The sequence below is a fragment of the Mesorhizobium sp. M7A.F.Ca.MR.362.00.0.0 genome, assembly GCF_004023175.1.
Taxonomy (GTDB): Bacteria; Pseudomonadota; Alphaproteobacteria; order Rhizobiales; family Rhizobiaceae; genus Mesorhizobium.
Genome location: NZ_RZTF01000234.1, coordinates 1 through 9,568 on the forward strand (window position 1 = coordinate 1; position 9,568 = coordinate 9,568).

The 9,568-nt window shown below is 63.6% G+C and carries 12 protein-coding genes and 1 pseudogene (1 of these 13 cut by a window edge); all 13 read left to right on the forward strand.

Annotation, left to right across the window (positions count from 1 at the left end):
- Positions 1–164: 164 nt before the first annotated feature.
- Positions 165–905: an SDR family oxidoreductase gene (locus EOC06_RS24275; RefSeq protein WP_128308976.1), complete on the forward strand. Its 741-nt coding sequence runs from the start codon at positions 165–167 to the stop codon at positions 903–905.
- 211 nt (positions 906–1,116) lie between these two features.
- Positions 1,117–1,596 carry a GNAT family N-acetyltransferase gene (locus tag EOC06_RS24280; RefSeq protein WP_128308977.1) on the forward strand — a complete coding sequence of 160 codons (480 nt, stop codon included), beginning with the start codon at positions 1,117–1,119 and terminating at the stop codon, positions 1,594–1,596.
- Positions 1,597–1,611: 15 nt separating this feature from the next.
- The gene (locus EOC06_RS24285; RefSeq protein ID WP_128308978.1) at positions 1,612–1,995 is read left to right on the forward strand and encodes an ACT domain-containing protein; all 384 of its coding nucleotides are present in this window, start codon (positions 1,612–1,614) and stop codon (positions 1,993–1,995) included.
- Between the two features lie 161 nt (positions 1,996–2,156).
- Complete coding sequence (locus tag EOC06_RS24290) at positions 2,157–3,590, forward strand: aldehyde dehydrogenase family protein (protein WP_128308979.1); 1,434 nt, start codon at positions 2,157–2,159, stop codon at positions 3,588–3,590.
- A gap of 370 nt (positions 3,591–3,960) precedes the next feature.
- Positions 3,961–4,383, forward strand: a complete 423-nt coding sequence (locus tag EOC06_RS24300) for an MbcA/ParS/Xre antitoxin family protein (RefSeq protein ID WP_127271235.1) — start codon at positions 3,961–3,963, stop codon at positions 4,381–4,383.
- Entirely contained in the window at positions 4,377–5,075 is a 699-nt protein-coding gene (locus tag EOC06_RS24305; protein WP_128308980.1) for an RES family NAD+ phosphorylase, read from the forward strand. The genes EOC06_RS24300 and EOC06_RS24305 overlap by 7 nt, the downstream gene beginning before the upstream one ends.
- Before the next feature lie 65 nt (positions 5,076–5,140).
- Positions 5,141–5,473, forward strand: coding sequence for a helix-turn-helix transcriptional regulator (locus EOC06_RS24310; protein WP_127270864.1), 333 nt, complete (start codon positions 5,141–5,143; stop codon positions 5,471–5,473).
- Between the two features lie 16 nt (positions 5,474–5,489).
- Positions 5,490–5,996: an arsenate reductase ArsC gene (locus EOC06_RS24315; protein WP_128308981.1), complete on the forward strand. Its 507-nt coding sequence runs from the start codon at positions 5,490–5,492 to the stop codon at positions 5,994–5,996.
- A 5-nt stretch (positions 5,997–6,001) separates the two neighbouring features.
- On the forward strand, positions 6,002–6,691 hold the full coding sequence (locus EOC06_RS24320) for an MIP/aquaporin family protein (protein WP_127322436.1): 690 nt from the start codon (positions 6,002–6,004) through the stop codon (positions 6,689–6,691).
- On the forward strand, positions 6,688–7,110 hold the full coding sequence (arsC, locus tag EOC06_RS24325; RefSeq protein ID WP_128308982.1) for an arsenate reductase (glutaredoxin): 423 nt from the start codon (positions 6,688–6,690) through the stop codon (positions 7,108–7,110). Before EOC06_RS24320 ends, arsC begins: the two co-directional genes overlap by 4 nt.
- Positions 7,103–7,837 (forward strand): arsenical resistance protein ArsH, encoded by a 735-nt coding sequence (gene arsH / locus EOC06_RS24330; RefSeq protein WP_281062106.1) that lies wholly within the window; start codon positions 7,103–7,105, stop codon positions 7,835–7,837. Before arsC ends, arsH begins: the two co-directional genes overlap by 8 nt.
- Before the next feature lie 88 nt (positions 7,838–7,925).
- The gene (locus EOC06_RS24335) at positions 7,926–8,246 is read left to right on the forward strand and encodes a helix-turn-helix transcriptional regulator (protein ID WP_127272114.1); all 321 of its coding nucleotides are present in this window, start codon (positions 7,926–7,928) and stop codon (positions 8,244–8,246) included.
- A gap of 44 nt (positions 8,247–8,290) precedes the next feature.
- Positions 8,291–9,568, forward strand: a pseudogene (locus EOC06_RS24340) (NAD(P)-binding domain-containing protein) (it continues 146 nt past the right edge of the window).

The following is a 9,568-nucleotide window of genomic DNA, read 5'->3' on the forward strand; positions in this document are numbered from 1 at the left end:
GGGCTCGGCTCATCGAAGTTTTTTCCAAGCAGTGCGACCAGGAACGCCAGACGCTTGACGAGGTCACCGGCTGGCTCGGTCGGGTCGAATTGCCCGGCTGAAGCGCCAGTTCGAACGCTCAGGCTGCCGTGGGCAGCGAAGCCGACAATCAGAAGGATGAGATCATGGCCGAGAACATCAGGGACAAAGTCGTCGTCATCACTGGCGCCAGCAGCGGGCTGGGCGAAGCCGCCGCACGGCTTCTGGCCAGGGAGGGCGCGAAACTGGTGCTGGGCGCACGCCGCCTCGACCGGCTGCAGGTGCTGGCCGGCGAGCTTTCACTTGGCGAGGGCGCCATCCTTCAGACCGACGTCACCGACGTCGGCCAGGTCCGGCGTCTGGTCGACCATGCGGTCGAGACGCATGGCCGCGTCGACGTCATCATCAACAATGCCGGCCTGATGCCGCATTCCCCGCTGGAGCGCGGCAAGGTCGAGGACTGGGACCGGATGATCGACGTCAATATCAAGGGCGTGCTCTACGGCATTGCCGCCGCGCTGCCGCACATGAAGACGCAGAAAAGCGGCCACATCATCAACGTCTCGTCGGTCGCCGGCCACAAGGTCGGGCCGGGCGGAGCGGTCTATGCCGCGACCAAGCACGCGGTGCGCATCATCTCGGAAGGCCTGCGCCAGGAAGTGAAACCCTATAACATCCGCACCACCATCATCTCGCCCGGTGCCGTGGCGACCGAACTGCCCGGCAGCGTCACCGAGCCCGATGTCGCCGAGGGCGTACGCGCACTCTACGACCGGGTGGCCATTCCGGCCGATTCTTTTGCCAGGACGGTGGTGTTCGCCATGAGCCAGCCTGACGAGGTCGACATCAACGAGATATTGTTCCGGCCGACGGCGCAGGAATACTGAAGCCGTTGTAGGTGTCTTGACGCGCCGCTCTTCCTGTTCCAGCTTGGCGCCATGTTCGTCCTCGCGCCCACCAAGCGACGCCGCCCCTGCACAGTGCGGAGCGGCAGACTGATTGCGCGACGACAAAGACCGGCAGGATAGACCCGGTTCGTTCGTTTCCAGCCCCGCCCGCGAAATCGCCGGCGGGGGTTTTCATATCTGGAGCACTTTGATGACCAACAATTCTTCCATCCGGCTTCGGCCGGCCGTGCCTGCTGACGCCGCCGCGATCCGGGATATCGTTCGTGCCGCCTATGCCAAATGGGTGCCGGTGATCGGCCGCGAGCCGCTGCCTATGCGCGCCGACTATGACAGGGCCGTTGCCGAGCATCCGTTCGATCTCGCCGTGGAGGATGATCGGATCGTCGGGCTGATCGAAACCGTGCTGGCCGAGGATCACCTGTGGATCGAGAATGTCTGCGTCGCACCGGATGCGCAGGGAAGGGGGATCGGCCGGCTGTTGCTGGAACTGGCCGAGCGCAAGGCGATCGGAGCGGGACGCGCCGAGCTTCGCCTGCTGACCAACGGCGCCTTCGAGGCGAATGTGTCGCTCTACAAGAGGCAGGGCTATGTCATCGATAGGGAAGAGCCGTTCATGAACGGTATGACGGTCCACATGAGCAAGAAGCTGGCGGGATCACCGGCGATCTGAGGGAGGGGTTCGACAATGGCCATCTGCGTCAGGCTCAAACAACTCCCAGGGTTTTACGCGGTTGCCCGGCTGCCGGCGGGGGAGACCATCCCCGGTTGGGCGGACGGGCCAGGCTTCGTCAGCATCACAAGGACTGACGACGAGCTTTCGATCGTTTGCCTGCAGGATCGTGTGCCGGATAGTGTCAGGCAGGACGGTGACTGGGTGGCCTTCAAGCTTCAGGGGCCGTTTGCCTTCGACGAAACCGGTATCGTGCTGTCGGTCATCAGGCCGTTGTCGGAAAACGGGCTGGGCATCTTCGTGGTGTCCACTTTCGATGGCGACCATCTGTTGGTGAAAGCGACGGATCAGGCTGCGGCGAGGCGATTTCTGGTCGAGGCCGGGCATATCTTGCTGTAGTCCATCCTCACCAAGCCGGTTGCTGACCCGAACGCTCTGGCTCAATCACTGCCGCACTGGCTCAACCACTTCGGGGGTTGCGTTTGACAGCGGCGTTTGTGCATCGTTATCTCCAGTCAGATATGACGGCCCGGCGCGACGATGCGGCCAAGGAGAAAACCATGTCACACAATCTGCAGTTCTATATCGATAGCGCGTGGGTCGATCCTGTTGTGCCCAACACATTGGATGTCATCGATCCCTCGAATGAGGACGCCTTTGCGCAGATTTCGCTCGGCTCCAAGGCCGATGTCGACAAGGCGGTCGCCGCCGCCAAGCGCGCCTTCAACAGCTTTGGTTTCGCCGAGGTTGGCGAGCGGCTCGACCTGTTGAACCGCATCATCGCGGTCTACAAGAAGCGCAGTGGCGATCTTGCTATCGCTGTGTCACGCGAGATGGGCGCACCGCGCCAGATGGCGTTGGACAGTCAGGTCGGCATCGGTCTTGCGCATCTGCAGAAGATGGCCGACGTGCTGAAGAGTTTCGAATTCCGCCACGTCAAGGGCAACCATCTCGTGGTCAAGGAGCCGATCGGCGTCGTCGGGCTGATCACGCCGTGGAACTGGCCGCTTAACCAGATCACCTGCAAGGTCGGCCCGGCGCTTGCTGCCGGCTGCACCATGGTGCTGAAGCCCTCCGAGATCGCGCCGCTCGACGCCATCATCTTCGCCGAAATCCTCGACGAGGCCGGCGTGCCGAAGGGTGTCTTCAACCTCGTCAATGGCGACGGACCGGGCGTTGGCCAGGCGCTGTCCAGCCATCCAGACATCGACATGATGTCGTTCACCGGTTCAACCCGTGCCGGCATCCTGGTGGCCAAGGCCGCCGCCGACACGGTCAAGCGCGTGCATCAGGAGCTTGGCGGCAAGTCGGCCAACATCCTGTTCGGGGATGTCGACCTCGCAAGCGCCGTCAGCAAGGGCGTCGCCGGCTGCTTCAGCAACAGCGGCCAGTCCTGCAACGCGCCGACGCGCATGTTCGTGCCGCGCGACCGCCATGACGAGGCAGCCGGCTATGCCAAGGCGGCTGCGGAAAAGTTCACCGTCGGCCCCGCCGACGCCGCCGGCACCAAGCTTGGCCCGGTCGTCAGCCAGATCCAGTTCGACAAGATCCAGGACCTGATCCAGGCCGGCATCGATGAAGGTGCGACTCTGGTCGCCGGCGGCCCCGGCCGTCCGGCCGAACTCAACCGCGGCTATTACGTCAGGCCGACGGTGTTCGCCGATGTCACCCACGACATGCGCATCGCGCGCGAGGAGATCTTTGGGCCGGTACTGGCGATCATGCCCTACGACAGCGTCGACGAGGTGGTCGAGACCGCCAACGACACCGTCTATGGTCTCGCCTCCTACATCCAGGCCAAGGACATGAACAAGGCGCGCGAAGTCGCGGCGCGCATGCGCACCGGCAATGTCTACATCAACTATCCCCAGTGGGACGCCGGCCTGCCGTTCGGCGGCTACAAGCAATCGGGCAATGGCCGCGAATATGCCGAATACGGGCTCGAGGATTTCCTCGAGATCAAGGGCATCGCGGGGTATGAGGCGGCGGAGTAAAATTGGTCAGAGCGCGCCACGATATGTGGCGCGCTGTCCGTCCGGTATCGCCGAGGTCAGCGCCGCCCCTCATTGCCCTGCCGGGCATTTCTCCCCGTATAGTGACGGGGAGAAAGACGCCGTCATGGACGGTTTCGCCAATCTCCAATGTTGCAGAATAGGCGCCAGCGATGCGGCCATCTCCCTTCTCCCCGTCACTATACGGGGAGAAGGTGCCGGCAGGCGGATGAGCGGCGGCGCCGACTTTGGCGATTGGTGGCCTTCACAAGACGGAAGCCGTCATTGGCCTGAAAGCGATGGCCCTGCCTTGCTGATCTCCTTGCCAATTGGCAAATTCATGCTATATATCTGCCAATAGCGAGGCAACAAAATGCAGCTTCAGTCCATTGTCACGACACCGGCCACGGTTGGCAGCGTCATATCGGATGACGAGGCCGGCGCGCTGGCGCGCACCACGGTTAATCTGTTCAAGGCCTGGAACCTCACTGACCTGGAGGCCTGCATCCTGCTCGGCGGCATGTCGGCCCGGACCTGGGCGCGTTGGAAGACTGGGGCGAAAGAAGGCGGCGTCGGCAGGATCGACCGCGACCTGCGCACCCGCATGGCGCATCTGATGGGCATCCATAAGGGCCTGCGCTATCTGTTCACGGAGCCGGCACGCGGCTACGCCTGGATCCGCAAGCCCAATGCCACCTTCGGCGGCCAGTCGGCCCTCGACCTGATGCTGCGCGGCGAAATCTCCGATCTCTCGGCGATGCGCGAATGGCTCGATGCGGAGCGTGGCGCATGGTGAGTGGACTTGCGGTCAGGCGCCGCGTTGACTGGCCCCAGACCTTCCGCATCATCCGCTCCATCCATCCGCCCATCGACCTGTTCGAGGACATTGCCGACCCGCGCGACTGGGAGGCGCTGGCCTCGGTCGAGGCGAAGACCAACCCGCGCATAAGGTTCGAGATCGGCGACCTCGGCAAGGTGTCGGCCGCAAGGCGGGTTTCCGGCCCCGGCGCCAGCTTCGTGATGGCGCCCTTCGTGCACTGCTCGACGCTGAGGCCAGGCCGCTTCTCGGATGGCAGCTACGGCATCTACTATGCCGGCGACAGTGAGGACGTCGCTCTGGCCGAAACCATCCACCATCATCAGAAATTCATGCGCGCCACCAACGAGGGGCCGGGCTGGACGGCGGATTTCCGCGTGCTGATCGGCAGCGTCGACCGCGACCTCGATGACGTCAACGCCGTGCCCGGCGTGCTCGACCCGGACGACTATTCCGCCTCGCAGGCGGAAGGGCGGGCGCTGCGGGCAGGAGGCAGCGACGGACTGGTGTGGAACAGCGTGCGCATGCCGGGCGGCGACTGTATCGGCATCTTCTGGCCCGATGTCATTACCATTCCAGTGCAGGGTCGCCACTACAGCTACCATTGGGACGGCGCCCGCGTGGACTTCGTGCGCCAGCACGATACGGGAAAGGTGCTTGCCGTCACATGATGGCGGCGGACACGCTTTACAGATCGCTGGGAAGCCGATATCCATAAATCCAAGGATTCGGATATATGGATAAGAAAAGCACTTTGAACGCGCTGGCCGCACTTGGCCAGGAGACGCGGCTGGATGTCTTCCGGCTGCTCGTGCGTGCCGGTCCGGAAGGCATTCCGGCGGGCGAGATCGCCACGAGGCTGGACACGGTCCAGAACACCATGTCGGCGCATCTGAAGGTGCTCGCCCATGCCGGGCTGATCCGTCCCGAACGCGACGGAAGGACCGTGCGCTATGTCGCCGACATGACCGGCCTGCGCGACCTGCTGGCCTATCTGATGGAAGATTGCTGCAATGGCGCGCCGGAGCTCTGCCAGCCCGTGATCCAGGCGGTAACCTGCAAATGCTAGAAGGGAGGCATGCACCATGAGCGAACCGTACAACGTTCTTTTCCTCTGCACCGGCAATTCGGCGAGGTCGATCATCGCAGAGGCGACTCTCAATCGCATTGGCGCCGGCAAGTTCAAGGCCTATTCGGCCGGGTCGCATCCCAAAGGGGCGGTGCATCCCTACACGCTCCAGCTTCTGAAGAACCTCAATTACGACACGTCCTTTGCCCGTTCGAAGGACTGGGAAGAATTCGCGGTTCCCGGTGCGCCGGAGATGAATTTCGTTTTCACGGTCTGCGACAACGCCGCCAATGAATCGTGCCCTGTCTGGCCAGGACAGCCGATGACCGCACATTGGGGCGTGCCTGATCCGGCTGACGCGGAGGGCACCGATGCCGAAAAACATCTGGCCTTTGCCGAAGCCTATCGCATGCTCAACAACCGGATTTCGATGTTCATCAGCCTGCCGATGAGCATGGTCGACAAGCTTGCCCTGCAGAAGCGGCTGGATGAAATCGGCCGCAACCTGCCGAAGGCCGGCTGAAGCTCGTGGCGAACGACCTGCCACGCCGCATCGTCGCGGAAGCCTTGGGAACCGCGCTGCTCGTCGCGACCGTGGTCGGCTCCGGCATCATGGCCGCCCGGCTGACACACGACGTCGCCGTTTCGCTGCTCGGCAACACGCTGCCGACCGGGGCGATCCTCGTCGTGCTGATCACGATACTGGGACCGATCTCGGGGGCGCACTTCAATCCGGTCGTCACGCTGGTGTTCGCGCTTCGCCGCGAGATCGAGGCGAACGCGGCGCTTGCCTATGTCACCGCCCAGGTCGTGGGCGGCATTGCCGGGACGTTTCTGGCCCATGCCATGTTCGAACTGCCTATCCTGCAGGCCTCAGCGACGGTGCGGACCGGAACCGGGCAATGGCTCGCGGAGGCAGTCGCCGCCTTCGGCCTTGTGTTCACCATCCTGGCAGGCTTGCGCTTCCGCTCCGACGCGATCCCGTGGCTTGTCGGGCTGTACATCACCGCCGCCTACTGGTTCACGGCCTCGACCTCCTTCGCCAACCCGGCTGTCGCGATCGCCCGCGCCTTTTCCGACACGTTTTCTGGCATCCGTCCGGTCGACCTGCCGGGCTTCATAGCCGCCGAATTGCTGGGGGCGCTGCTGGCCATGGCCCTGGCGGGCTGGCTGCTCGCCGAACCGAAATCAACAAGACAGATGAAGGCTGCCGAATGACCGTCACCATCTACCACAACCCCGATTGCGGCACCTCGCGCAACACGCTGGCCATGATCCGCCAGTCCGGCGAAGAGCCGGAGGTGATCGAATATCTGAAGACGCCACCGTCGCGCGAAAGGCTGGTCGAGTTGATTGCCGCGATGGGCATGATGCCGCGCCAATTGCTGCGCGAGAAGGGCACGCCTTACGCGGAACTCGATCTCGGCAATCCCAAGTGGACCGACGATGAAATTCTGGACTTCATGATGGCGCATCCGATCCTGATCAATCGGCCGATCGTGGTCACGCGTCTCGGCGTCGTTCTCGCGCGACCTTCGGAAGCGGTTCTCGACATCCTGCCCAACCCCGATATCGGGCCGTTCGTTAAAGAGGACGGCGAAGTCGTCGTCGACACCAAGGGCAAGCGCATTGGCTGAGCAGAACCACGTCGCCGATGACGCGCTGCCGAACGTCGACGAAGAGCAGTTTCGGCCGATCGATATGCAGGTTCTGCTGGACGCGGCTAGATCCATTCACAAGCCCCGCGTGCTGATGCTCTACGGATCGCTGCGGGAACGCTCCTATTCCCGCCTCGTCACCGAGGAGGCCGCGCGAATCCTCCGTCGTTTCGGCGCCGAGGTTCGCATCTTCAATCCTTCGGGCCTGCCGCTGCCGGATTCGACGTCCGCCGAGCATCCCAAGGTCAGGGAATTGCGGGACCTGTCGATCTGGTCGGAGGCTCAGGTCTGGTGCTCTCCGGAACGGCACGGTTCCATGACGGGGGTGATGAAGGCGCAGATTGACTGGCTGCCGCTGTCGATGGGCGGAGTACGACCGACGCAGGGCAGGACGCTCGCCGTCATGCAGGTCTCCGGCGGCTCCCAGAGTTTCAACGCCGTCAACCAGCTCCGCATCCTTGGCCGCTGGATGCGAATGGTCACCATCCCCAACCAATCGTCTGTCGCGAAGGCTTTCGCCGAGTTCGACGAGGCAGGCCGCATGAAGCCGTCATCGTATTACAACCGGATCGTCGATGTGATGGAGGAGCTGATGAAGTTCACCCTGCTCCTGCGCGACCGCTCCAACTACCTGACGGACCGCTATTCCGAGCGGGTCGAGAGTGCGGAAGAGGTCGCCAAGCGGGTCAACCAGCGGTCGATCTGAGGCACCTTTGACGGTGCCTGGGTTTCGTATTTCCATATTTTTCGAAATTTGGGTTGACGATGCGAAAAGTGCCGTATAGTTTATTTCCATGAAACTCGAAAAAGCAGCCTCCCAGCTCGAAGCGCTCGGCAACCCGACGCGGCTTCAGCTCTATCGCATCCTGGTGCGCGCCGGTGACGACGGGCTTGCCGTCGGCAGCGTCCAGGGCAAGCTCGACATTCCGTCCTCGACGCTGTCGCATCACCTCAAGCGGCTGGTCGACACCGGTCTGGTGACGCAGGAGCGGCAAGCGACGACGCTGATCTGCCGCGCCAACTATCCCGGCATGAATGCGCTGATCGGCTACCTCGCCGACGAGTGCTGCGCCGACGCCGCCTGCGCGCCCGCCGCCGGCAAAGCGCTGGCTTGATTTTTTTGCGCTTATAATTCGAACATACCGGAAGGATCGAACCTATGGACATGATGGCAAACCTTCCCGTCGCGGTGATCGGCGCCGGCCCGGTCGGGCTGGCAGCCGCGGCGCATCTGGTCGAGCGCGGCATCACTCCGCTCGTCCTGGAACGCGGCGAAAGCGTGGGTGCGGCGCTGCTCGATTGGGGGCATGTGCGGGTGTTTTCGCCATGGAAGTACAACATCGATGCGGCGGCGCGGGCGCTGCTCGACCGCTCCGGCTGGACGGCGCCGGACAGCCAGGACAGCCAGGGCCTGCCGACCGGCGGCGAGATCGTGCGCGATTATCTGGCGCCGCTTGGCCGGCTTCCCGCGATCGCCGCCAATTTGAAGCTTGGCGCCGAGGTCACAGCAATCACCCGTCAGGGACACGACAAGGTTGCCAATGATGGCCGAAAGGACGCGCCCTTCGTCATCCGCTATCGCGATGCCGGCGGCGAACACCGCGTTCTCGCGCGCGCGGTCATCGACGCGTCCGGAACATGGTGGCGGCCAAATCCGATCGGCGTCGACGGGCTGCCGGTTGCTGGCGAAAGCGAGGCGTCGGCACGCATCGCCTATGGCATTCCCGACGTGGTCGGCAAGGCGAGAGAAGACTATGCAGGCAAGCGCATCCTGGTCATCGGTGGCGGGCACTCGGCCATCAACGTCGCTTTGGCGCTGATGGAGTTGCAGGACGCGGCACCGGGCACCGAGATCTTCTGGGCGCTGCGCCACGCCAGCATCGAGAGATTGCTTGGCGGCGGGCTGAACGACCAGTTGCCTGAACGCGGCGCGCTTGGGCTGGCGGCCAGGCAGGCGATGACGGATGGCAGGCTGAACATGCTGACGTCTTTCGCCGTCAACGGCATCGAGACACAGGGCGAGGGACTTGTCGTCGACGCCAACCTGGGTGGCAAGCCGTTCAACCTGGCCATCGACCGCATCGTCGTCACCACAGGCTTCAGGCCAGACCTGTCGTTCCTGAGCGAAATCCGCATCGCGCTCGATCACGCCGTCGAAGCGCCGCCGGCACTGGCGCCACTGATCGATCCAAACTTCCACTCATGCGGCACGGTTCCGGCGCATGGCATACGGGAACTCGCGCATCCCGAACCCGGCTTCACCATCGTTGGCTCGAAATCCTACGGCCGTGCCCCGACTTTCCTGATGGCGACCGGCTACGAGCAAGTCCGCTCGGTGGTGGCCGATATTGCCGGAGACCATGCCGCGGCCCACGAAGTCTGGCTGGTGCTGCCGGAGACCGGCGTGTGCAGCGCCGTCGGTGTCGTGACGGTGTCG

Coding starts and splice junctions, on each gene's coding strand:
- EOC06_RS24275 (WP_128308976.1), top strand. CDS start 165: ATGGCCGAGAACATCAGGGACAAAGTCGTCGTCATCACTGGCGCCAGC.
- EOC06_RS24280 (WP_128308977.1), top strand. CDS start 1,117: ATGACCAACAATTCTTCCATCCGGCTTCGGCCGGCCGTGCCTGCTGAC.
- EOC06_RS24285 (WP_128308978.1), top strand. CDS start 1,612: ATGGCCATCTGCGTCAGGCTCAAACAACTCCCAGGGTTTTACGCGGTT.
- EOC06_RS24290 (WP_128308979.1), top strand. CDS start 2,157: ATGTCACACAATCTGCAGTTCTATATCGATAGCGCGTGGGTCGATCCT.
- EOC06_RS24300 (WP_127271235.1), top strand. CDS start 3,961: ATGCAGCTTCAGTCCATTGTCACGACACCGGCCACGGTTGGCAGCGTC.
- EOC06_RS24305 (WP_128308980.1), top strand. CDS start 4,377: ATGGTGAGTGGACTTGCGGTCAGGCGCCGCGTTGACTGGCCCCAGACC.
- EOC06_RS24310 (WP_127270864.1), top strand. CDS start 5,141: ATGGATAAGAAAAGCACTTTGAACGCGCTGGCCGCACTTGGCCAGGAG.
- EOC06_RS24315 (WP_128308981.1), top strand. CDS start 5,490: ATGAGCGAACCGTACAACGTTCTTTTCCTCTGCACCGGCAATTCGGCG.
- arsC (WP_128308982.1), top strand. CDS start 6,688: ATGACCGTCACCATCTACCACAACCCCGATTGCGGCACCTCGCGCAAC.
- EOC06_RS24335 (WP_127272114.1), top strand. CDS start 7,926: ATGAAACTCGAAAAAGCAGCCTCCCAGCTCGAAGCGCTCGGCAACCCG.